Origin of the sequence: Anoxybacillus sp. EFIL (assembly GCF_013096955.1) — a bacterium.
Lineage (GTDB): Bacteria > Bacillota > Bacilli > Bacillales > Anoxybacillaceae > Anoxybacillus > Anoxybacillus ayderensis.
In genome coordinates this window covers 409,574-433,043 of record NZ_SDLH01000002.1, presented here as the reverse complement: position 1 = coordinate 433,043, position 23,470 = coordinate 409,574, and the positions used below count along the sequence as shown (strand labels likewise).

At 41.5% G+C, this 23,470-nt stretch carries 26 protein-coding genes and 1 CRISPR repeat array; of the genes, 8 read left to right on the top strand and 18 right to left on the bottom strand.

Annotation, left to right across the window (positions count from 1 at the left end; all coding sequences use genetic code 11):
- Positions 1-17: 17 nt before the first annotated feature.
- From ES017_RS05255 to gpr, 3 genes are all read right to left on the bottom strand, one after another.
- Positions 18-323 (bottom strand): YqxA family protein, encoded by a 306-nt coding sequence (locus tag ES017_RS05255; protein WP_021095122.1) that lies wholly within the window; start codon positions 321-323, stop codon positions 18-20.
- Between the two features lie 9 nt (positions 324-332).
- Positions 333-1,502 carry a stage II sporulation protein P gene (spoIIP, locus tag ES017_RS05250; RefSeq protein WP_483296337.1) on the bottom strand — a complete coding sequence of 390 codons (1,170 nt, stop codon included), beginning with the start codon at positions 1,500-1,502 and terminating at the stop codon, positions 333-335.
- A gap of 64 nt (positions 1,503-1,566) precedes the next feature.
- Positions 1,567-2,670, bottom strand: coding sequence for a GPR endopeptidase (gene gpr, locus ES017_RS05245; protein WP_021095124.1), 1,104 nt, complete (start codon positions 2,668-2,670; stop codon positions 1,567-1,569).
- A 191-nt stretch (positions 2,671-2,861) separates the two neighbouring features.
- On the opposite strand from gpr, the gene rpsT reads away from it, so the two are divergent.
- The gene (rpsT, locus tag ES017_RS05240; RefSeq protein WP_021095125.1) at positions 2,862-3,128 is read left to right on the top strand and encodes a 30S ribosomal protein S20; all 267 of its coding nucleotides are present in this window, start codon (positions 2,862-2,864) and stop codon (positions 3,126-3,128) included.
- Positions 3,129-3,272: 144 nt separating this feature from the next.
- Here the strand turns inward: rpsT and holA are convergent, their stop codons facing one another.
- Entirely contained in the window at positions 3,273-4,253 is a 981-nt protein-coding gene (gene holA / locus ES017_RS05235; RefSeq protein WP_035063275.1) for a DNA polymerase III subunit delta, read from the bottom strand.
- A gap of 239 nt (positions 4,254-4,492) precedes the next feature.
- Here holA and ES017_RS05230 point away from each other — a divergent pair, with 239 nt between their 5' ends.
- The gene (locus ES017_RS05230; RefSeq protein ID WP_003393868.1) at positions 4,493-4,627 is read left to right on the top strand and encodes a YqzM family protein; all 135 of its coding nucleotides are present in this window, start codon (positions 4,493-4,495) and stop codon (positions 4,625-4,627) included.
- Positions 4,628-4,675: 48 nt separating this feature from the next.
- Here the strand turns inward: ES017_RS05230 and ES017_RS05225 are convergent, their stop codons facing one another.
- Genes ES017_RS05225 through ES017_RS05215 form a run of 3 tightly spaced genes read right to left on the bottom strand, consistent with a single transcriptional unit; the run spans position 4,676 to position 8,027 of the window.
- Positions 4,676-6,904, bottom strand: coding sequence for a DNA internalization-related competence protein ComEC/Rec2 (locus tag ES017_RS05225; RefSeq protein ID WP_075038979.1), 2,229 nt, complete (start codon positions 6,902-6,904; stop codon positions 4,676-4,678).
- 18 nt (positions 6,905-6,922) lie between these two features.
- On the bottom strand, positions 6,923-7,390 hold the full coding sequence (locus ES017_RS05220) for a ComE operon protein 2 (protein WP_021095129.1): 468 nt from the start codon (positions 7,388-7,390) through the stop codon (positions 6,923-6,925).
- Positions 7,391-7,436: 46 nt separating this feature from the next.
- Positions 7,437-8,027 carry a helix-hairpin-helix domain-containing protein gene (locus ES017_RS05215; protein ID WP_021095130.1) on the bottom strand — a complete coding sequence of 197 codons (591 nt, stop codon included), beginning with the start codon at positions 8,025-8,027 and terminating at the stop codon, positions 7,437-7,439.
- Positions 8,028-8,104: 77 nt separating this feature from the next.
- On the opposite strand from ES017_RS05215, the gene comER reads away from it, so the two are divergent.
- The gene (gene comER, locus ES017_RS05210; RefSeq protein ID WP_021095131.1) at positions 8,105-8,938 is read left to right on the top strand and encodes a late competence protein ComER; all 834 of its coding nucleotides are present in this window, start codon (positions 8,105-8,107) and stop codon (positions 8,936-8,938) included.
- A 49-nt stretch (positions 8,939-8,987) separates the two neighbouring features.
- Here comER and ES017_RS05205 read toward each other — a convergent pair whose 3' ends face one another.
- Genes ES017_RS05205 through ES017_RS05170 form a run of 8 tightly spaced genes read right to left on the bottom strand, consistent with a single transcriptional unit; the run spans position 8,988 to position 13,976 of the window.
- A complete protein-coding gene (locus tag ES017_RS05205) occupies positions 8,988-9,728 on the bottom strand; it encodes a class I SAM-dependent DNA methyltransferase (RefSeq protein ID WP_171334829.1) in 741 nt (246 codons plus the stop codon).
- The gene (gene rsfS / locus ES017_RS05200) at positions 9,725-10,081 is read right to left on the bottom strand and encodes a ribosome silencing factor (protein WP_021095133.1); all 357 of its coding nucleotides are present in this window, start codon (positions 10,079-10,081) and stop codon (positions 9,725-9,727) included. The genes ES017_RS05205 and rsfS overlap by 4 nt, the downstream gene beginning before the upstream one ends.
- On the bottom strand, positions 10,078-10,653 hold the full coding sequence (gene yqeK, locus ES017_RS05195; protein WP_021095134.1) for a bis(5'-nucleosyl)-tetraphosphatase (symmetrical) YqeK: 576 nt from the start codon (positions 10,651-10,653) through the stop codon (positions 10,078-10,080). The genes rsfS and yqeK overlap by 4 nt, the downstream gene beginning before the upstream one ends.
- A complete protein-coding gene (locus ES017_RS05190) occupies positions 10,643-11,209 on the bottom strand; it encodes a nicotinate-nucleotide adenylyltransferase (RefSeq protein WP_171334828.1) in 567 nt (188 codons plus the stop codon). The genes yqeK and ES017_RS05190 overlap by 11 nt, the downstream gene beginning before the upstream one ends.
- 10 nt (positions 11,210-11,219) lie before the next feature.
- Positions 11,220-11,513, bottom strand: a complete 294-nt coding sequence (gene yhbY, locus ES017_RS05185; RefSeq protein WP_009374068.1) for a ribosome assembly RNA-binding protein YhbY — start codon at positions 11,511-11,513, stop codon at positions 11,220-11,222.
- Positions 11,507-12,334, bottom strand: coding sequence for a shikimate dehydrogenase (gene aroE, locus ES017_RS05180; protein ID WP_042894030.1), 828 nt, complete (start codon positions 12,332-12,334; stop codon positions 11,507-11,509). The genes yhbY and aroE overlap by 7 nt, the downstream gene beginning before the upstream one ends.
- A gap of 20 nt (positions 12,335-12,354) precedes the next feature.
- A complete protein-coding gene (yqeH, locus tag ES017_RS05175) occupies positions 12,355-13,458 on the bottom strand; it encodes a ribosome biogenesis GTPase YqeH (RefSeq protein ID WP_171334827.1) in 1,104 nt (367 codons plus the stop codon).
- A 5-nt stretch (positions 13,459-13,463) separates the two neighbouring features.
- On the bottom strand, positions 13,464-13,976 hold the full coding sequence (locus ES017_RS05170) for a YqeG family HAD IIIA-type phosphatase (protein WP_021095139.1): 513 nt from the start codon (positions 13,974-13,976) through the stop codon (positions 13,464-13,466).
- A 278-nt stretch (positions 13,977-14,254) separates the two neighbouring features.
- Between ES017_RS05170 and sda the strand changes: the two genes are divergently transcribed.
- A complete protein-coding gene (sda, locus tag ES017_RS05165; protein ID WP_021095140.1) occupies positions 14,255-14,395 on the top strand; it encodes a sporulation histidine kinase inhibitor Sda in 141 nt (46 codons plus the stop codon).
- 11 nt (positions 14,396-14,406) lie between these two features.
- On the opposite strand, the gene ES017_RS05160 is transcribed toward sda, so the two are convergent.
- Positions 14,407-15,204, bottom strand: a complete 798-nt coding sequence (locus ES017_RS05160) for a phosphatidylserine decarboxylase (RefSeq protein WP_021095141.1) — start codon at positions 15,202-15,204, stop codon at positions 14,407-14,409.
- Positions 15,205-15,328: 124 nt separating this feature from the next.
- Between ES017_RS05160 and pssA the strand changes: the two genes are divergently transcribed.
- From pssA to motB, 3 genes are all read left to right on the top strand, one after another.
- Positions 15,329-15,868: a CDP-diacylglycerol--serine O-phosphatidyltransferase gene (pssA, locus tag ES017_RS05155; RefSeq protein ID WP_021095142.1), complete on the top strand. Its 540-nt coding sequence runs from the start codon at positions 15,329-15,331 to the stop codon at positions 15,866-15,868.
- A gap of 120 nt (positions 15,869-15,988) precedes the next feature.
- A complete protein-coding gene (motA, locus tag ES017_RS05150; RefSeq protein ID WP_021095143.1) occupies positions 15,989-16,789 on the top strand; it encodes a flagellar motor stator protein MotA in 801 nt (266 codons plus the stop codon).
- On the top strand, positions 16,773-17,528 hold the full coding sequence (motB, locus tag ES017_RS05145) for a flagellar motor protein MotB (protein ID WP_075038981.1): 756 nt from the start codon (positions 16,773-16,775) through the stop codon (positions 17,526-17,528). Before motA ends, motB begins: the two co-directional genes overlap by 17 nt.
- A gap of 26 nt (positions 17,529-17,554) precedes the next feature.
- Here motB and ES017_RS05140 read toward each other — a convergent pair whose 3' ends face one another.
- A complete protein-coding gene (locus ES017_RS05140; protein ID WP_171334845.1) occupies positions 17,555-18,868 on the bottom strand; it encodes a TrkH family potassium uptake protein in 1,314 nt (437 codons plus the stop codon).
- 178 nt (positions 18,869-19,046) lie between these two features.
- Between ES017_RS05140 and sigK the strand changes: the two genes are divergently transcribed.
- Positions 19,047-19,760 carry an RNA polymerase sporulation sigma factor SigK gene (sigK, locus tag ES017_RS05135; RefSeq protein ID WP_042534225.1) on the top strand — a complete coding sequence of 238 codons (714 nt, stop codon included), beginning with the start codon at positions 19,047-19,049 and terminating at the stop codon, positions 19,758-19,760.
- A gap of 30 nt (positions 19,761-19,790) precedes the next feature.
- Here the strand turns inward: sigK and ES017_RS05130 are convergent, their stop codons facing one another.
- The gene (locus tag ES017_RS05130) at positions 19,791-20,576 is read right to left on the bottom strand and encodes a DUF4405 domain-containing protein (RefSeq protein ID WP_042534223.1); all 786 of its coding nucleotides are present in this window, start codon (positions 20,574-20,576) and stop codon (positions 19,791-19,793) included.
- A gap of 143 nt (positions 20,577-20,719) precedes the next feature.
- Positions 20,720-23,407: a CRISPR direct-repeat array (repeat unit 29 nt; unit sequence CTTTACATCCCACTACGTTCAGATAAAAC).
- Positions 23,408-23,470 lie beyond the last annotated feature (63 nt).

The window sequence follows — 23,470 nt, the reverse complement described above, 5'->3', positions numbered from 1 at the left end:
GAAGAAAAGGCGGATCGTTATCCTGCCTTTTGCATAAACGAAAGCATATGTTCAACGAGTGAATGAACGAATGTCGCAAGTTTTTGTCCTGCCTTTGAAAACATGTTAAATGCCTCAATTTGTTGTAATTTTTCTTTTTTTTCTTCAATCGATTGCCCGAGCACGATCGTTTCGTCTTTTGATACGTGTATGACCCGCTCAAGCGACGGATCGTTATACCCTTTCATTTTCCGCATTCCTTCGTTCGCTTGCTGCATGCCGAGCAATACACCTACTAAAAAAATGACGGCGATGAGTAAACTTTGAATCGTAAATTTCACCATCTTACCCACCTACTTTTTTTCTGCCGGTTGTGTCGCATTTACTTTTTCTGCTTGCCAATAATATTCGCTAAATACATCTGCCACAGCTGATGCCGTTCGATACAATTCTTGAAACGTATTATCGACTCCGCCAAACTCGATTAAAATCGCGTTCTCCGATAAATCTTGATTAAATTTCCCGTTTGTTCCGACCCCTTTTTTCTCGAATGTTCCGCGGCTTAGCCCAGGATATTTTTTTTCAAGCAGTTCGTGCAATTTCGTCACAAGCTGCAAGTTTTTTTCATACTTTGCATTCTCGCCGCCGATAATAAACGACACTCTCGCATAGTCAACGCCGTTAATCGTCACCGTCGTATCATTGCGGCGTCGAGAATCACGATGAATGTCAATTAAATATTGAACGTCACGATTGTTTGCCATCGCTTCAACAACCGTTTTACGCGACATATCATACGCTTGATAATATTCCATATTATTTTTTAACAATTTCCCGATAAAATCGGTCGTATCAACAACAACACCGATGCCGCGCTTCTCTAGTTCTTCGCCTAATTTTTTTCCGACTTTCGTTACATTCACAGTCGGATGATGGGCGAAGTTAGGGTTCGTCACCCCTTTTAATGCAGGCAAATACGATTCTTGCGTATGTGTATGATAAATATAAACAACTTTCTTTCCTCCTGTCGTTTGTGAAGGGGCGGGAGCAGGAGGTGTTTCTTCCTCTTGAAGCTGCTCTTGTGCCGCTTCTCGCTCAGCAAGCAACACTTCTAAAGGAGGGGGCGACTCGTACGGAATGTTCGTAAAGTTCGTTCCTTCACCAGCTAAAATAATTTCGCTATCATACAGTGAAAAGCCGGGCAACTCCCGTCCTAACAAACTGCGCGGATCTTGAAAATTCACGCTTGTTGTCATTTGAAAAAAATATGTAGAATACGGCAGTTGCTGTTTTTCTTTTGGTAGCATTTCGCGAAAATACACATTTTCAAATGAAAGTACATATACGAGCGACTCCGTCGAAAAACGATTCGTCATTTCATGAACAGAAGAAGAGGAAAGGCGATATGTTGACGTCGCTGTCATTGTCGCGACAACTGTTATCGTACTAATAAACGTAAACAAAATGAATATGATCCACTTTTTTATACTTGTTCCGTGAACGGTCACCATCATTTTCTTCACTTCACCCTTTCAAAGCTTGTCTACTCTATCAATATGACAACGCTTTGAAAGGTAGAACGAAAAACTAATGCGTATATGCCCCAACGTTTTCTTGATCAATGCGATGATGTAGGGCAGCATTCAACCCGCCTGCTAATATGTTTGCCATTTCCTCAATAAATACATCAACCTCTTTTGGCGTAACCATTAAATTATGGCCGATCGGGGCGAGCACTTCGTAAATTAACTTCCGTTTTTCTTCTTCATTAAGCATGCCGACCATCCCTAAAAAAGTAGAACGATCCGATTCGCTCGGTAAATCTTCTTCCGTCAACTTTTTTTTCTTTCCGAATACGAGACTCGCCGGGGCAAGAGCACGGGCAGGTTGATTGCCTTCTTTCATCTCGCGACCGAGATGTTTTAACAATAAGTCAATCGTGTCACTTGCAATTGACACAGCATCAACAACCGTCGGCACACCAATCGCAATGACAGGAATACCTAACGTTTGTTTACTAAGTTCTTTTCGTTTATTTCCCACTCCTGATCCCGGGTGAATGCCTGTATCAGAAATTTGAATGGTAGCATTTACTCGTTCAATCGAACGCGCAGCTAACGCATCAATGGCAATAATAAAATCCGGTTGAATTTTTTCAACAATACCGGCAATGACGTCGCTCGTTTCAATGCCTGTCATCCCCATGACCCCTGGAGCGAGCGCACTGACCGACCGAAATCCGTCTTGAACGCTTTCTGGTTGCAGTTGAAATAAATGGCGCGTCACGACTAAATTCGATACAGCTAACGGACCGAGCGCATCAGGGGTTACTTCCGCATTCCCTAATCCGACAACAAGACAACTTGCTTCTTTCGAAATGCCAAGCTGCTGTAAAAAGGCATGAAAATGTTTTGCGAATAATTTTTCCACTTTTTGCTGCAAATCGGTATCTTGTGTTCGAATGCCTTGCGCCTCTATCGTCAAATATTTTCCAGCTTTCTTCCCTAACGTTTTTGCACCTTCCTCTGTCACTTCGACAAACGAAAAATGAATGCCATCTTCTTCCCAATCGCGAATGAATACCCCTTCCAGCGACGTTTGTTTTTCGTTTTGCAATCGTTCTTCAATGGCTATTTCGTGCGCTTCAATGGCTAAATCCGTTCGTACGCTATACGGTCGTAAATCAATCATACGGTCTCCTCCATGTATTTTTTATCATTTGTTTTATCCATTTTCCTCCTTTTTCATACAATCGCACTTTTCCGGCTTTGCCCTATTGCATAATTAAGAGCAGTTTGGTAGAATATCACTTGTTCTTATTGTTCATCGAACTGTCGCGTATTGAACGTATATATTTGCGATCGGTTAACGGAGGTGAAAAAATGGCAAACATTAAATCTGCAATTAAACGTGCAAAAACAAGCGAAAAGCGCCGCGCTCATAACGCAGCTATGAAATCAGCAATGCGCACAGCAATCAAAAAGTTTGAAGCGCTTGTTGAGTTAAAAGACGTGGAAAAAGCAAAAGAAGCTTTCGCATTTGCAACGAAAAAAATTGACAAAGCAGCTAGCAAAGGCTTAATCCACAAAAATGCTGCAAATCGCTATAAATCACGTTTAGCGAAAAAATTAAACAGCATTACAGCATAATGAAAAAACAGCTTGTCATACGCGGCAAGCTGTTTTTTCATTTTGGGAGGGGAGATATATGTTTCATTGGGTAAAACAACAGTTAAAAACGATTTCGTTATTTTTTCAATTGCCTAATGAAGAATGAAGCGGTAGATAAAATCTCTACCGCTGCAACTTTAAGAAAAACAACTGCAATAACAACTGTTTATCCATTGCGCTACTTTTTAGCGCATAGTCGGTTTCTGCTAAATCGTATAAAATGCTCATGAGCTGTTGTTCTGAAAATCCGCTCGCATAACTTGCCGCTACTTTCACACGAAACGGATGAACACCTAACATCGAGGCGATTTGTTGTTGACCGTACCCTGTTTTCATCAGTTCCTTCACTTCATAAATAAGCCGAAATTGGCTTGCTAATAGAGCAACAAGCTTAATTGGTTCTTCATTTTGGCGCAACAAATCTTGAAGCGTTTGCAACGCAGCTGGGACGTCTCGCTTTGCCATTTGTTCAACGAGGGTAAATACGTTCTGTTCAAGCGTGCGCGACACAAGTAACCGAACATCGCTTGCTGTAATGGAACGATGTTCAGCAAAAAGCATAAGCTTTTCAATTTCATTCGCTAATGTCGCTAAATCTGTGCCAGCTAATGTAAGTAACACATCGATCGCATCATCGTCGATTTGGCATTGTCCTTTTACCCATTGTTTTAATTCTTTTTCGTTGAGCGGTTTGGCAACGATCACATGCGCTTTTTTTAATAACGCTTTCGTTACTTTTTTCCGTTCATCCAACTTTTCATACGTTCCAACGAAGATGACGCTAGAAAACGGCGCGGGCTTTTCAATATAAGCTTCTAACCGTTTTATATCGTGTTCCACTTTTTCTTTCCCTTTTTCCGCCGTTAAAAAATACGGTTGCTTCACGATGACGATTTTGCGCTCACCGAAAAACGGAAGCGTTTCCGCATCTTCAAGCGCCACTTCAATTGGTGTTTCTTCACAATCGTATGTACTAACATTCCATTCACGTTCTTCATCTGACAACGCTCGGCGAACAATTTGTTCATACGCTTGCTTCATTAAAAAATGCTCCGTGCCATATATGACATATAGTTGTTCCATGTTCTCTTCCCCATTCTTCATCCATTTTCTTTAAAGAACATACAACGTTTCGGAGCATTTTACAAGGGAGTTAGCAGATGAAAATCGCCAACTCCCATTTATTTAAACGTTGGAAAACAAGCCCTAGGAACTCATTTGTCCAACGGGTATCCTTATCTTTTCCGATCTCGCACGAACTATTTGTGACAACTGTTGTCAACGATGTAGATTTTCTCTCTTTTTTCCCTTATACTAATGGTGAGAAAATAGGAGGGATGGTCATGAACGAATTTGAAAAAAACGTTCAATGTACGCGCAACGATGCCGTTGACTCGGCTGTTGGCTTCATCGTATCATTCGGCTTTTTTGCCACTATGTTCATTATTGCTACACTTGTAAAATTTTTCGGCGCATAATGAACACCCGAAAGAGATTGCACGTTGCAGTCTCTTTTTTCTTGCATTTTATGGCGAAAAGGTTTGAATGGTGCTTATTTGTTTCGAAAAACGAATGACGATCGCACCATGTTCATCCGTACGAAACGTACGAACGTGATAGTCACGCAAACGGTCGATCACTTCACGATGCGGATGACCGTATCGATTGCGACGTCCGACTGAAATAAGCGCCACTTTCGGACGAATATGTCGTAAAAATGGCTCAGATGTCGATGTGTTACTTCCGTGATGCCCGACTTTTAATATGTCAACGGGCAATGAGCGGTACATCGTGATGAGTTGTTGTTCTCCTTTTTCTTCTAAATCACCTGTAAATAGCCAATATGCTCCTCCCATAAACGCATACAGCACAATCGAACCGTCATTTGTCGTCTCTTCATTTCCAAATGGAGAAAGAATGTGAAATTGCGCTTTCCCAACCGTCCAACGATCGCCGCTTTTCACCATTTGGACATGCGTCCCTTTATTGATCGCATGTGCCATGACCGTTTGCAGCAAATCATTTTTGTGCATACCGACAAACAGTTTTCGCACACGGACAGCATTCAATACATCGCTCGCATCCCCGATATGATCGAAATCACCATGTGTCACAATGAGCGCATCAAGAGCACGAACCCCTTTTGCTTTCAAAAATGGAACGATGACATCTTCACCGACGCGAAACGATTGCTTCCTTTTTCTCCACGGCTCATCGCCAAATGACATCGTTCCGCCCGTATCAATCATATAAATCGCCTTTCGATATGGCAGTTCAATATATATACTATCTCCTTGCCCAACGTCTAACATAACGACTTCACCGCTCGGACGAAAAAACGGCCAAACGAAATGAACGATGATCACAAAAAGAAACGAAAAGCGAAAGATGATTTGTTTATACTCAAACGAAAGAAAAAAGAGAGCAATCGAGATCACATAAGCGATCAATAGCCACGTCGGCGGACGACCGAGGGTGAGCAAAAACGAATCTGCTAATGAAGTGACAAGCTTGTTTGCATGTTCAATTACAAACGTCAATACATATGTGATGATCGGGCTAACAAACGGCACAAAGAAGTGGATGAACCATGCGAGAAATGAGAGCGGCAAAATGACAAAAGAATAAAGCGGAACAAAAATGATGTTTAATGGAATCGATAAAATGGAAACTTCATAAAAATGGTAAAGCAAAATCGGTAATGCCCCTATTTGTGCAATAAACGACGTCATAAACAACTGACGAATCATTGAACGTTCGTTTTGAATAAACGAAGAACAAATGATTAACGCGAAACAAACGAGAAAAGATAATTGAAAACCGAGATGAAATATCATATATGGATCTTTTAGTAGTAAAAGAAGACAAGCGACGCTTAATGCATCAAGCGTACGAAGACGAGAGGAAAAGAGAAGAAAACAACTTGTCATGACTGCTGCGCGCATCACTGACGGAGCAGCCCCTGATAAAATGACGTATAAAGGAATAAAACATAATAAAATCACGGTTGCTCGTTCCCTTGTGATCCCGAAGCGAATGAATAAATAAAAACAACCACCAGCAAGCAATGTCATATGCAAACCTGAAATCGCTAACAAATGGATAAGCCCTAACTTTTGATAGCTCGCAAGAACGGTTGGCTCTATATCGCTTCGTTCACCATAAATCAACGCCTGCATAAACGCGCCTACGTCGTGAGGAAAATGGCTTTGAATGTAGCGAATGCCTTGTTGACGAATGATTTGTAATCGTTCCACCCATGTCACATGTGTGCGTATGCACCGTTCAAGCGAAGTAGGGCGAACGATCCAATGGATACGATGATAAAACAAATATTGGCGATAATTGAACGCATACGGATTCGTCGGTAAAGATGGACGTTCAAGCGCTCCTTTCACCAAACAGGCTGTACCGATTTGAAGCGCATCCCATTCTTGTTTTTCTTCTTCTGTACGAGGGCGATAAATAAGCTGTAAACGTTCTTGTTTCCATTGTACAACCGTTTTTATTCGATCCCCATCGATATAAATCGGAGCAACAAATCGCACGAAAAACGCTGTTTCATGTCCTAAAAGTGTCGTCACGTTATGACGATCGATCCAATGACTCCATAACGAAAAAAACAAATAACCGCTAGCACAAACGAAAAAGAACGCTCGCTTCCGCCAAAACAAAAACAAATGATACGCAACCGAGAGCACAAAGCAAACAACCGATTTTGTCAATATAGACAGGACGGCCAAAACGGCCGCCATCGCTACATAAACGATACATCATCTCCCCTTCGCATGTAAAAATGTCGGAATAGATTCCACATCAAACGGGACGTGCTTGACCGTTACCCCTGCTTGTTCAAACAATTGCAAAGCAAACGGATGATTTTTATAGTCATTCGCATAATAAACAGCTTTTATCCCGCTTTGAATAATCGCTTTACAACATTGTAAACAAGGAAAATGGGTGACGTATATTTCCGCCCCTTCTGTTGGCACACCAAACTTCGCGCATTGTAAAATGGCGTTCATTTCCGCATGAATCGTACGCACACAATGGTTATCGATGACATAACATCCTTCGTCTATACAATGCGCCCCGCCTGCGATTGAGCCGTTATATCCCCCTGCAATGATACGTTTATCGCGCACGATCGTTGCGCCGACCGCCAGCCTTGTGCACGTGCTGCGCAACGCTAATAAATGGCTTTGCGCCATAAAATATTGATCCCATGTAATTCGGTTCATATCGCTTCTCCCCCTTGTCCATTATGCCTTTAGTTTATCGCCAATTTTAACGCACGACAATTTGTTCTTTTATTTTTTCAAGCGATTTTTGCCCAATTCCGCTTACATTCAACAAATCTTCCGCTTTTTGAAACGGTCCGTGCTCTTCGCGATATGCAATAATGGCAGCGGCTTTCGCAGGCCCGATGCCTTGTAACGTTTGCAGTTGCTCTGCTGTGGCTGTATTAATGTTTACTTTTCCGTTTGATCCGTCTGTCGTCGTATGCATGTCCGCTAATTCGCTTATTTCTTCGCCTTTTTTCGGCACGTAAATGACCATTTCATCCCGCACTTTCATCGCCAAATTCACTTTCGTTTCATCCGCTTCTTCTGTTAATCCTCCTGCTATTTCAATGACATCTCGAATACGGCTTGTCGGTGCGACTTCATATACTCCAGCTCGCTTGACCGCTCCTTTCACATCGACGAAAACAGACGTTTGCTCTTCTTGTTTCTCCGCCTGTTCTACTTGTTGTTCATTTTGTTCTAACGGCAACGGTTGTATCGTCGTTTCTTCTCGTTGCGTCACCCAAATGATCGCTCCAACGACAAGCGCCCCAATATATATCCAACGCTCATACGTTTTTATCCACTTCATACGTTCACCCTTTCATAAAACGTGTCATCGTCGCATACATATGACATATAGTGGTGACGGATAAGGGGGGAGTACCGTTGAATATAGGGTTTATCGGAACAGGAAACATGGGAACGATTTTAATTGAATCGTTTATTAACAGCAATGCTGTGAAGCAAGAACAACTATTCATTACGAATCGAACGCTTGAAAAAGCGTACAGTATACAACAACGTTATCCAAACGTCCATGTCATACAAACGAACGAAGAAATAGCAAAACATGCAACGATTATTTTCATTTGCACAAAGCCGTTACATATGCCTGCTGTTTTAAAGCAACTACGTCCACATCTAACAGATGATCATTGCATCGTATCGATTACGAGCCCGGTCTCTGTTCAACAGCTCGAATCGCTCGTGCCATGCCACGTCATTCGCGTCATTCCGAGCATCACAAACCGCGCGCTCGCAGGGAGCTCTTTAATTACCGTCAGCGAACGTTGCGCAGATGCATATCGGACAACAGTTGAACAGCTGTTTCGTTCCATTTCTCGTCCAATATACATAGACGAGCCTATTACGCGCATCGCTTCTGATTTAACGAGCTGCGGACCGGCCTTTTTTAGCTACTTAATTCAAAAATTTATCGATGCAGCTGTGCAACAAACGTCCATTACAAAAGAACAAGCAACGATGTTAGCGACAGAAATGATGATCGGGCTAGGTGCTTTGCTTGAGAAACAATTGTATACGTTACCGACATTGCAAGAGAAAGTGTGCGTCAAAGGTGGCATTACAGGGGCTGGCATTGACGTGTTAGAAAAAGAAGTCGGGGACTTGTTCGTTCACATTTTTCAAAAAACACATGAAAAATTTGACGAAGAAAAAGAAAAGGTGCGCCAACAAATCGATTATATTCGCGATGAATAAAAAAAATCCTGCTAAATAAAACGTCCCAAAAGCAAACACTTTTGGGACGTTATTTTTGCGCAATGAAAAAAATGCGCTCGCTTTCATTTGTCGGCTGTTGTTCTGTAAAATCCGCCCACATGTGCAACAAGCGAAAACCAGCTTGCTTTAGCCATGTGGCATATCGATCTACATCGTACGTGCGTTGCACATGCATTTCATCAACTCGCTCATATACCCCTTCGTCTAATCGGACAAAAAACGTCAATTCATGTTCGACGCTATGCGGCCACGAGCCCGGATAACAGTTCCATATATAGCTCACTTCGTCATCATTGCTCGCAAACGTCCCATGTTGTAAAAAGACGTTTTCCATTTTAAATAAAGAATGAACGTCAAATAAAAACAATCCACCTGACTTCAATTGATCATATACGCACGAAAACGTAGCGACCACATCTTCTTCCTGCAATAAATAATTGAGTGAATCGCAAAAAATGACGATCGTATCAAACGGCTCAAACGGACCAAAGTCGCGCATATCTTGCTGAAAAAATGAAAGATTAACTCCACGTTCTTGCGCTTTCATTTGCGCAATCGCCAACATTTGTTCCGATACATCCACACCTGTCACGTCAAATCCTTTTTCAGCTAAACGAAGGGCAAGCTCTCCTGTGCCGCATCCGAGATCAAGCATTCGCTTTCCTGTCTGGTAAGATGAGACCGCTCGTTCGACGAGCGCACACCATTGATCATACGGAGCATCGCTCATTAATTGATCATACCAACTCGCAAACCGTTCGTACGTCATGCCCGAAGATCACTCTCAATTTGTTCAAGCGGCGCATCGCCCCATAACCGTTCGAGATTGTAATATTCCCGGTCTTCTTTATGAAACACGTGGACGACGACATCTCCTAAATCAACTAAAATCCAACGCGCTTCGTCAAATCCTTCCACACGTTTGACTACAACATCGTGTTCTTCCGCTTTTTCTTTAATTTCACGCGCAATCGCCTGCACTTGTTTATCTGAATTGCCGTGGCAAATCATAAAATAATCGGCAACGAGCGAAATGCCTTTCATATTCAATGCTACAATGTTTTCTGCCTTTTTCTCATCTGCTGCTTTGACTGCGATGCGTAAAATATCTCGTTCTGTCACGATGAAACCCCCTTTAATTTTTTTGCTATATCATTATACGTATGAAACGTATCTGGGTAAATGGGCTCGCGTTTGTCCATTAAAAATTGAATCGTATTTTGAAGCGCACGGAAAAGCGCTTGATCTAAATGTTCTCGCGCTAGCGCTCGCACTTCATCAACGCCTGGAAACGAACGATTCGGCTCAATATAATCAGCGATATACACAATTTTTTCAAGCAACGTCATATTCGGTCGCCCGGATGTATGATAACGAATTGCCTGCAAAATTTCTTCATCTCGAATGCCGACTTCCGTTTGTACTAAATATGCCCCAACAGGTGCATGCCATAATTCCGGACTATATGCTAACAAGTCTTGTGGCATTTGTTGTTCTACAATGATGCGCTTCATTTCTTCTTTCGTACGGAATTTCGCGTAGTCGTGAAAAATGGCAGCTAATTCCGCCTTTTGCACATCAGCTCCGTATAATTTCGCTAGCTCAATAGCTGTTTCCATCACACCTACCGTATGAACGTACCGCTGTTCTTTTAATTGCTTACGCACGATAGCTAACGCCTCTTCACGTTTCATACAATCGATTCTCCTTTATATATAATTGAACCGCTTCTGGCAACAAATATGTCACGCTTTTTCCGTTTTGGATACGTTCGCGAATGAGCGAAGAAGAAACCGCAAACGTCGGCACGTCCACTTCGATGATCGGATACGGCGTACAAAGCGAATAGCCCGGACGTTTCACGCCGACAAATTGAATGAGTTGAACGAGCTCATCAATGCGATACCAATGCGGCAAATATTCGACCATATCTCCGCCAATAATGAAGTAAAATGTCGTATGCGGATGTCTTTTTTTTAACAAAACGATCGTGTCGTACGTATACGATCGCTCTTTCCGTTCTAATTCAATCGTTTCAACGCGAAAATGTGGGTCATTGGCAATCGCCATACGCAACATATTGACGCGATGCACATGATCAGTCACCTGTTTATCTTTATGCGGCGGAATGTAGTTTGGCATAAACCATATTTCATCGAGCTTTAATTCCGTTCGTACATCATCCGCAATTAATAAATGCCCATAATGAGGCGGATCAAACGTCCCACCTAAAATGCCTACTTTTTTCACTGCATCGCTCCTACTTTGGTAACACAATTTGCTTTCGTTCACGAGACTCTTTGTATAACACAATCGTATGACCGATCAGTTGGACGACTTCCGCCCCTGCTCCGCTCGCTAGCTGCTCGGCAATCACTTCTTTTTCTTCTTCGCAATTTTTTAATACGCTCACTTTAATCAGCTCTCTCGCTTCAAGCGCATCGGCAATTTGTTTAATCATATTGTCGTTCACGCCGCCTTTTCCGACTTGAAAAATCGGCGTTAAATGATGAGCTAAAGAACGTAAAAATCGTTTTTGTTTTCCTGTTAACATGTTTTTCCTCCTAACTGTTGCATCACAACTTGTTCCATTCGTTTTGTATCTGGAAAAATTCCTGTCCATTTTTCAAACGCTAGTGCACCTTGATAGACGAACATGCCAACGCCGTTTTGCACGCGCGCGCCCTTCTCTTTTGCTTCTTGCAGCCATTTTGTCATCAGCGGATTATAAATAATATCGCTGACGATCGTCCCCTTTTTTAACGTTTGAAGAGAAATAGGCATCGCATCGACATGTGGATACATGCCGACAGACGTTGTATTAATAATAATATCATACTCCCCTAAACGTTCCTCTGCTTCCTCAAGCGAGTAAACAGAAGATGTTTGTTTTGCAATAAACGTCTCCGCCTTTCCTGCCGTGCGATTACATACATCAACGGCAGACACACGATGTTTCAAAAGAGTAAAATAAATGCCGCGCGCCGCGCCGCCTGCGCCGACAAGCAAAATGCGCGCACCGGACAATTCAATGTTCATTTGCTCACATAACGCTCGGACAAACCCTTCACCATCTGTATTATAACCAATCCATTTTCCGTTTTCATTGACGACTGTATTGACGGCTCCCATTTGTTTTGCCGTTTCATCAAGTTCATCCATATACGCCATCACTGCTGTTTTATGCGGAATCGTCACATTAAACCCTGCACATTGTAACGCTTTTAACCCTTGCACCGCCTCTTTTAACAGGTGAGGCTCAACATGAAACGCATGATAATGCGCATCGATACGCAACGATTGAAACGCATCGTTATGCATAAGCGGTGATAAGGAATGATGAACAGGACAGCCGATTAGCGCAAATAATTTCACGTTCCTCTCCCCCTCTTCTGTTAAATGAGCGATCGGCGCAACATGACACCGACACCTTTTGGCGCATACGCAACGACATGAGCGCCAGGTTCATGACATGTCACCCAACCGAGTCCTGAAAAAACAATATCTGTTTTCGGTTCTTTTAATGTGAAATGGTGGGCAACGAGCGGCGGCAATTGCTCGCAATAGCTTTTGCGCGGTGGCTGCAACAACTCCCCAAGATGTTTCTCATACAACTCATCCGCATGTTCACGCTTCGTTCGATGAATAAACAATTCATTTGACATATAACATACAAATGGACGTCTTCCACCGCTTACGTAATCTAGCCGAGCTAGCCCTCCGAAAAATAACGTTTGTTGTTCATTTAATTGATACACTTTCGGTTTAATTTCTTTCTTTGGCGTAATGACTTTTAAATCTTTTTTATCGACGAAATGCGCCATTTGATGATGGTTAATAATTCCCGGCGTATCATAAAGAGCCGAGCCGTCATCAAGCGGTATTTCAATCATATCGAGCGTCGTTCCCGGGAAATACGATGTCGTAATGACATTTCCTTTTCCTGTCGCTTCTTTAATGATGCGATTAATAAACGTTGATTTTCCAACGTTCGTGCAACCGACGACATACACGTCTTTTCCGTTTCGATATTCATCAATCGCAGCCATCACCTCTTTCATTCCGTAGCCTTTATTGGCGCTCACTAAAAAGACGTCGCGTGGATGTAAACCGAGTTCGCGAGCCGATTGTTTCATCCAGCGCGTCACTTTTTCATGTTTGACGGATTTCGGCAATAAATCGACTTTGTTGCCGACAAGCAGCACATCTTTTTTCCCGACAAACCGATGTAGTCCCGGCAGCCAACTACCGTTAAAATCAAAAATATCGACGATTTTCACGACTAATCCGTCCGCTTGTCCGATGCCGTGCAAAATGTTTAAAAAGTCGTCATCCGTTAACGACACGTCTTGCACTTCGTTGTAATGTTTTAACCGAAAACAGCGTTGGCAAATAATTGGATCTTTCTCTAGCGCTGAAGGGGGCGCATATCCGATTTTCGTTTCATCTTCCGTTTGAATCGTTACTCCACATCCAATGCAAATCATTTGTTCACTCATTTTCATCACTCCCAATGAATCATACCTTTTTTTCGCATCATATTTAAGATTTTTCGTTCAATGTTTCGGTTAATTCGAGTAAAAAAACCGTCTGTTTGTGCAACAGGAACGACTAAAATCGTATGTAGCCCAAGCCGATTGCCACCAAATACATCGGTGAGAAGTTGATCGCCAATGACGACAACTTCTTCTTTTTTCAATTTCATGTCGCGCAACGCTTGTTGAAACGCTCGCGTCAACGGCTTGCGCGCTTCAAAAATAAACGGAATGCCAAGCGGCTTAGCGAACGCTTCCACTCGCTTTTTATTGTTATTAGATACGACGGTGACTTGAATGCCGCTTTGTTTCATTTGTTCAAACCACCGAACAACGTCAGGCGTCGCAAGCGGACGATCCCATTCAATTAACGTGTTATCTAAATCTGTAATAATTCCTTTTATTCCTTTTTGTTGTAAATGTTCTGGGGTAATTTCAAAAATACTTTTCGCATGTTCGTTCGGCAAAAAATATTTTAACATACGTCCTCATTCCTTCTCTCTTTTTTACATAAATAAACAAATTGTAAAATTTTTCGACAAAATCCGACGTTTTTCACATCGTGTGGATAACTTTATACACATGATCCACATTCATTTTTCAGCGTTTCTTCATCGTTATAAACAACAAATCCACAACTTATCCACCAACACATGTGGATAATTAGAACAATTGTTCTTATGTTTGATTTATGGTAAAGTGAAGATAAACCTACCATTATATGTATACATCTTTCCATGTATACCGAGGAGGCGAAAAAATGAAATGTTTGCCTGACGACTTGTTAATTGAGTCATACTACAAAGCGAAAGAATTACAATTAAGTAAAGAATTTATTCAACTCATTGAACGAGAAATTTTCCGTCGCCATTTGGACCATAAAATTAAACAGTCTTCATAACGAGCCCTTAGTTACTGGCTCTTTTTCTTTTGCGCAAAAAAGCCGAGACGTTGCCCCATTTTTACTTCAAGTGGCGGAATAATTTGTTCATCTAGCGTAAAGGCGCCTTTTTCAAACAATAACACAACGGTTGAACCGAACGAAAAATATCCGATTTCTTGCCCTTTGTTCACATAGTCGTGTTCATGTGTTAATTCAATGCTGTTGACAAACATCGCTCCGACTTTCACAATGGCTGTATGCATGCCATTTGTACACAGTTCAGTAATTCTTCTGTAATTTTTAGAAAGTGGATCTTTGCCATACTTTAATCCGAGGCGGTTGACAGGGTATGACTTGCCGCCGAGCGTCCATTGCTTCACAACTTCCCCACATATTGGGCTATGAATGCGATGATAATGGCTTGGACTTAAATACAAAATAATAAACGTTCCATGCAAATACTTTTCAGCTATGTGGTCATCACCGAGCATTTCACGAATGGAATACGTTTTTCCTTTCACGATTATTTCTTTCTTGTCCGTAATGATGCCAACATCTTCGATCACCGCATCGACAGGACTTACGACACTATCTGGATGTTCATCGATCGGACGAAGCCCTTCTTTTAAGGAGCGAACGAACAATTGTTGAAGCGTTTCATATTCGTGCAACTTTTTTTCCATTTCTTCTTCATTGACTTTATATACTTTCGCATAAGATGGAATAACTAAGCGACTCCATTTTGAGCGCGTAAACGAAGCGAGCCACTTAGATGTCAAAGGATGATTTGTTAATTCAATAAATAGGCGATATAGCCATTTAACCAACGATTTTCCCTCCTAAAGTAAAGAATATCCTTTACTAGTTTGCTTATTATCAATAAAATATTAGTAACCGAGTGATATTTTTGGCAAGTGGGTCGGCACGATTTTAATAAAGGAGTGAACGTGTATGTTTTTATCTGATTATATTGATCATACCATCAAAAAACTTAAAGCGCATACGGCAAACGTATTGACGTTGACAAATTTAAGCTTAGGTGGCTTTGCCATTTTATTTGCGGTGAAAGGCCAGCTAAACGTATCTGTATTGTTTATTTTTTTAGCGGCACTTGCCGATCGTTTTGACGGAACAGTCGCTCGGAAAATGAACATTGAATCTGACTTAGGGAAGCAATTGGACTCAATGAGTGATATTATATCATTTGGAGTAGCGCCTGCACTATTACTTTATCAAGGATTATTGCACGAATTTGGTGCACCCGGCTCATTTTTTACGATTTTTTATATCGGTTGCGGCGCTTTTCGCCTAGCGCGATTTAACGTTACGGAAAGCAACGGATATTTTACCGGTTTGCCGATCACAGCAGCAGGTTGTTTATTGACGCTTAGTTATTTAACGATTCACTATTTTCCACCTTACGTCTTTATTTTTATTATTTTTACGCTTTCACTTTTAATGGTCGGCTCATTCCGATTAAAGAAAATGTAACCCTTGAAGTTTCCCACTTCAAGGGTTTTTTTCGTACAAATTTCCCTTTTCAAACATTCGGATAAGTTATATGATAAACTTGGATTTATTTTTCATTCTACAACAACTAGAGGTGATAACATGGACCGTACGTCCTTAATCGGGCTCATTCTTGGCATTATCGCTGTCGGTGTCGGAATGGTGTTTAAAGGGGTAAGCCCGGCCGTGCTCATTAACCCCGCTGCGATTTTAATCATTTTATTAGGGACAGCGGCCGCCGTCACGATCGCCTTTCCAACGAAAGAAATTGCAAAAGTCCCAAAGTTATTCGGGGTCCTTTTTAAAGAGTCAAAAACGCCAAAAATTGAAGAACTCATTCCGCTGTTCGTGGAGTGGGCAAACATCGCTCGCCGCGAGGGGTTGTTAGCGTTAGAAGCAAAAGTAGCCGAAATCGATGACCCGTTTTTACGCAACGGATTAAGTTTAGCCATTGACGGACAATCACAAGAATTTATTCGCGACGTAATGACTGAAGAAATTGAAGCGATGGAAGAACGCCATTTAGCGAATGCAACGATTTTTACGCAAGCAGGAACGTATGCTCCAACGCTTGGGGTACTTGGTGCCGTCGTCGGATTGATCGCTGCCCTTCAAGATATGTCCGATATTGAACGCCTTGGTCACGCGATTAGTGCGGCGTTCGTTGCGACGCTTATGGGAATTTTTACAGGATACGTGCTTTGGCATCCATTTGCGAACAAGCTAAAACGCAAATCGAAAGAAGAAATTAAAGTGCGACAAGTGATGGTTGAAGGCGTGCTTTCGATCATTGAAGGACAAGCACCGCGGGCGATTGAACAAAAATTAGCTTCTTATTTACCGATGAGCGAACGTCAAAAACTTTTAGGACAAGGAGCTCAAAATAATGGCGAAAAAGCATAAAAAACATCATCATGAGGAACATGTCGATGAAAGCTGGTTAATTCCGTACGCCGACTTATTAACGTTGTTGCTTGCGCTATTTATCGTTTTATTCGCAAGTAGTCAAATTGACTCAAAAAAATTTATGGAAATTGCACGTGCGTTTAATAGCGTATTTACAGGTGGCACAGGGGCGCTACAATATTTAAGTCCCGTTGAACGAGAAGAAATGGACTCGATTATTAAAGATTCGCCAAATCAAAAACCGTATGTCAAAATTTCAAAAGAAGAATACGAGGAATTAAAAAAGATTCAAAGTAAATTTAACGAATACGTCAAAACGAATCAACTAAGTGGAGAATTGTCTGTCGCGATGACAGAAGAAGGATTGCTTGTGACGATTGCAAACGATGTGTTGTTCGACTCAGGGAGCGCTGATATTAAGCCACAATATCGCGATGTCGCAAAAAAAATATCGAACTTGCTTGTCATGAATCCGCCGCGCAATATTGTCATTAGCGGACATACCGACAACGTGCCGATCAGCAATGCGAAATTTGCTTCGAACTGGGAATTAAGCGTTATGCGCGCCGTCAACTTTATGAAACTATTGCTTGAAAATACAAGGTTAAACCCGCAGTTATTTAGCGCAAAAGGGTATGGAGAGTTTAAACCGATCGCCTCAAATGCTACACCTGAAGGACGTGCCAAAAACCGACGGGTAGAAATTTTAATTATGCCACAAGAACCTGCACAATAAAAGCGAGGGAGTCTCCCTCGCTTTTTTCATCCTGTCAATATATCGCCATTCGGATAACGAATGTTTGTCTTTTTCGGCTTCGCAATCGAATATACGAGCGTTAACGGGCCTAATTTCCCAAACAACATGACGAAAATAATGAGCATTTTTCCAATCGTTGATAAATGCGATGTCATATTCATCGAAAGACCAACTGTACCAAATGCGGATACAACTTCAAATAAAAGCGCAAGAAGCGAAGCATCTTCCGTAAGTGTCAATATCATCGTCATAACAAAAATAAACAACATGCTCATCGACGCAATAGCCAATGCTCGTAAAATAATCGTATGGCGAATCGTTCGCATCCAAACGACCGTTTCTTCTTTTCCTTTTAAAAAACTCATCACCGCAAAAATAATGACCGCAAACGTCGTCAGCTTAATTCCTCCGCCTGTCGACGTGCTTCCTGCTCCAATAAACATAAGGAAAATCATAAGCATCGCCGTCGGCTGTTCAAGGGAACCGATATCAATCGTATTAAATCCCGCTGTTCTCGGGGTAATACCTTGAAAATAAGATGCCCATAGTTGCTCACGAAGCGAAAGAGAACCGAGCGTTTTCGGATTGTTATGTTCGAATAGAAAGAAGGCAATGATCGCCACAATATTCACAACAAGTGTCATGACTAACATCAGCTTCGTATGAATAGATAACTTTCTCCAACGTCGTTGATACAATACGTCAAATACGACGGTAAAACCGAGCCCGCCGATGATAATTAATAACGTGACCGTCACATTGACGATCGGATCACCGACGAAACGCGATAAATTATCAGGCCATAACGCAAATCCAGCATTATTGAACGATGCAATGGTATGAAAAAGGCTGTAATATAACCCTTTCGCCCAGCCCATTTTCGGAACCCAATCGATTGCCAACAACGCCGCCCCGACGAGTTCCATAAATAAAGAAAACAACAGTAAATTGCGCGCCAAACGAATGACACCACCGAGCGATGGCTGATTTAACGCCTCTTGCATCAACATGCGTTGCTTCATCCCGATTTTTTTTCCGAGCACAATGACGACAAGCACTGCAAATGTCATAATACCGAGCCCACCAACTTGAATAAGCACCATTAAAACAACTTCTCCAAATACAGTAAATGTCGAACCGGGATCAATCGGTGCTAAGCCGGTTACGGTTGCTGCGGATGTCGATAAAAAGAACGCATCGAGCCAACTAATTTCCTTCTCTGTTGCAATCGGCAACTTCAACAACACACCACCGACAACGACAAGAAAAAGAAACATGCTTGCTAACAATTGAGGTGGGGTGAGCTTTAACGGTTTCATCATTGCCCTTCTCACGCTTCATCCTTCTTTCGTATGTATGTTACATGTTCCGATTATACAAGATTTTCTGTTCACAAACAAAGGGGAAAAAAGAAAAATGATGTGTCCAAACACGAACAAGTTTTCTAATGCATATACATACATAAACAACAAAAGACCACCTGCGAGGTGAACGATGATGGGTACCATTTTTTCTGCGCTTGCTTTGTTTATAAAGGAGCTCGTCTTTTTCGTATCTTATGTGAAAAACAACGCCTTTCCACAACCGCTTGATGCAAAAGAAGAAGCAATGTATTTAAAACAAATGGCAAAAGGGGATGAATACGCACGCAACAAGCTCATCGAACACAATTTGCGCCTCGTTGCGCACATTGTAAAGAAGTTCGAAAACACCGGAGAAGATCCGGAAGATTTAATTTCCATCGGCACAATCGGCTTAATTAAAGCGATCGAAAGCTATTCAACAGGAAAAGGGACGAAACTAGCGACATATGCTGCTCGTTGTATTGAGAATGAAATTTTAATGCACCTTCGTTCACTGAAAAAAACGAGGAAAGACGTTTCTTTGCACGATCCGATCGGGCAAGATCGCGACGGAAATGAAATTAGTCTACTCGATGTATTAAAGTCAGAAGATGAAGACATTATCGACATGATTGAAAAAAATAATGAGCTTGAAAATATCGCTCAACATTTACACGTCCTTGACGATCGTGAACGACAAGTCATCGTTAGCCGCTTCGGCTTAAACATGCAACCTGAACGCACCCAGCGCGAAATCGCTAAAGAACTTGGCATTTCCCGCAGCTACGTTTCACGCATCGAAAAACGGGCATTAATGAAGCTATATCACGAATGTTATAAGCACGATAAAGGAAAAAAAGGATCATAAAACAGGTGTCCCAACATCACGGGACACCTTTCATACGCTAAGTTTTCGTTTCTTGCGCATTCGTTTTTCGATGTAGTATGTGGGAACGATCATCACTGCCCAAATGGTAAAGTAGTAAAGCAAGACAAGCAGCGGGTTGTTTGTGCCGTGTTCTTTAAGGAATTTTTCATGGCGAAACGCTCCGTCCGGTGGGGTTGGCAGTGTGCCAACCGTCTTTCCAGCAAAGGATGGTGCGTTTTGTTCGGCAAATTTCGGTTTGAACTCTCCTTCGCTTGGCTTGACATATTGCGAACTCCAATACATCCCGCCAGCTAAAAGCGCAAATGTCAACACGCTAGAAATGAACGCTCCTTTCCGCCACGTTCCGTCCTTTGCTTTGAACACTTTTTTACTAACACCCATGATCCATTGCCAATGCAAGCCGAGATGAAGGCCGACTAAAGCAAGCGTTGTGTTGGCGAAAAGGTCGTGAATTTCCCGTACAAAATGGTTCCCCTCTAGTGCGACGTTCGAAAACAAAACACGCGAAATCAAAATCCCCGATACAATGACCGCTGCCATCGAAACAAGCAACAAGATGTTTAAGGCAAAGCTGATCCTCGTTTTCTTCGGAAGTTCGGAAGAAAATATTTTTTTCGTCGTGTTGATTACCCAACGATAGTTCAATCCGATATGAACAAGAATCGCCACTCCGATTACAGTTCCAGCAATTTCATGAAACGGCAATCCATTAAACACTCTCGGATTCATTAACAACACAAACGTAATCGCCATTGAGACGTCCAATATGATTTTTACGATGTTTTTCTTCAACACATATCCCCCTGATTCACCATATCATGTACTGTATACCGTAAGTGTACGAGTGAATGGTGAAAATTAGGTGAAAGGGGGATATTTCACCTACGTTTAGATAAAACATCACCTACCGTTTTAAAAAACGTTATGACCACTACTAGCTTTACATCCCACTACGTTCAGATAAAACAGTAAAAGGCTCACGCGGCTCGAAAAAGTCGAAAACAACTTTACATCCCACTACGTTCAGATAAAACTCATACAAATCTTTGTTTCGTACGCTGTTGTATCCGAACTTTACATCCCACTACGTTCAGATAAAACCCGCTGACACGCGAAATGATTGAAAAAATGAGTCCAGCTTTACATCCCACTACGTTCAGATAAAACTGAACCAAAAACCGCGTCAAATGCCCGACCAATGTCCCACTTTACATCCCACTACGTTCAGATAAAACGGAAATGAGAAATTTAAAATCATTATCGACAGATGTATCTTTACATCCCACTACGTTCAGATAAAACCTACTATTAGGGAACACGCAAGATGATGAAATGCTCGCTTTACATCCCACTACGTTCAGATAAAACTCTGCGTTCATTTTTCATCCAACCTTTGCACCCAAAACTTTACATCCCACTACGTTCAGATAAAACTTACATGATGCGCCACGTTTAAATAGAAAAATTAACTTTACATCCCACTACGTTCAGATAAAACTTTACTCCAAAAAAACATAGAAAAGAATAAGTTTTTCCTTTACATCCCACTACGTTCAGATAAAACCCTTCGCGCAATTTTGCTGGTGGCTGAACAATCAACAACTTTACATCCCACTACGTTCAGATAAAACGGACACGCTCTTTTAAAGCCGCGTATATTTCAAAATCTCTTTACATCCCACTACGTTCAGATAAAACGGGGACATCTTATTTTATGAAACAGAAACATTTGTCTTTACATCCCACTACGTTCAGATAAAACCTTTTCCGCCAAAGATCCAGCAACAACGCGAAAAACCTTTACATCCCACTACGTTCAGATAAAACTATCTCGAATACGCGGGGCGCTTACTAAACGTTCTTTCTTTACATCCCACTACGTTCAGATAAAACCGTTGTTCCGACAGTAGTTGAAGATGAGAAAGAAACTTTACATCCCACTACGTTCAGATAAAACAAGATTTCGAATACATGCTAGCTTTACAAGATGCTTCTTTACATCCCACTACGTTCAGATAAAACAGTAGAAGTCACAGAAGTTTTTACATCTTCAAAACCTGCTTTACATCCCACTACGTTCAGATAAAACTTTGTAATATGCGTCGCTAATTGACTAAAGGTATCACCTTTACATCCCACTACGTTCAGATAAAACGAAAATGAAAATTTGCGCCCTCGTATTTGTAACACCTTTACATCCCACTACGTTCAGATAAAACCTTACTTCATAGATGGTTTTCGTTTTTTGCAATAATCTTTACATCCCACTACGTTCAGATAAAACATAAAAATGGCAAACTATGAGTTTAAAAAGTTTAGGCAACTTTACATCCCACTACGTTCAGATAAAACGTACAAGCAGGTTGGGTTTATCCGATTACAGGTAGCTTTACATCCCACTACGTTCAGATAAAACTCTTATGAGGTATTAAAAGAACGTATTCGTGAAACGGTCTTTACATCCCACTACGTTCAGATAAAACTTGACGATTCCGCTCCCATTGTGATATCCTTCTGGGATCTTTACATCCCACTACGTTCAGATAAAACGGTTATCATGAACTTAACTTACTTTTATTTTCTTTCTTTACATCCCACTACGTTCAGATAAAACTGCACCTTGCATCTGGTCATGCACTCGCCTATTTTTCTTTACATCCCACTACGTTCAGATAAAACCATAAAAAGTAGGGGAAACTTGCTTTTTAAACCATTCATCTTTACATCCCACTACGTTCAGATAAAACTGTAAAAAAGAGTGCGAAACAGCGCGCAATCGAGCGTCTTTACATCCCACTACGTTCAGATAAAACGTTATCAGTCTGTTTCGACAAATGATAGAATTACTGATTTCTTTACATCCCACTACGTTCAGATAAAACTATGAATGCGCCGAGATCACGACGCGATTTTCTACTGTCTTTACATCCCACTACGTTCAGATAAAACGAAAATCATGCGTCTACCTATTCCGCCATCACCTTACTTTACATCCCACTACGTTCAGATAAAACTAAAAACACCTTCTATCCCAAAAAAGCCCAGCATAAATGCCCTTTACATCCCACTACGTTCAGATAAAACGCGAAGGTTGACAAGAAATCTATCCTCGAACGATTGAAAACTTTACATCCCACTACGTTCAGATAAAACTCGCAGAAAGTGACGATCGCACAGAAAAAGCGTTTTTACACTTTACATCCCACTACGTTCAGATAAAACCCTGCCTGCCTCATCTTGTTCACTTTAGCCTTAATCGCTTTCTTTACATCCCACTACGTTCAGATAAAACTCGCCTCCTTCTTTTGTTCCGAAAGATGACGAATTAGACCCTTTACATCCCACTACGTTCAGATAAAACAGGAATTCCTTCGCTGCAAACGTGACTTGGACGAGCCTTTACATCCCACTACGTTCAGATAAAACTTTGATTATGATTTCGATTTACTTTTTGATTTTTTGTCTTTACATCCCACTACGTTCAGATAAAACTATGGTGATGAGATTAGACAGCATTCTTTGCGTGTTCTTTACATCCCACTACGTTCAGATAAAACTCAGTTCTCTTATTTCCCTCGTATTCGCGCTCACGAACATCTTTACATCCCACTACGTTCAGATAAAACCCCTCAAATCTAAAAGCACAAAGTGCTGTCATATCAACGATTTTGGAGAATGGTTGATATGAC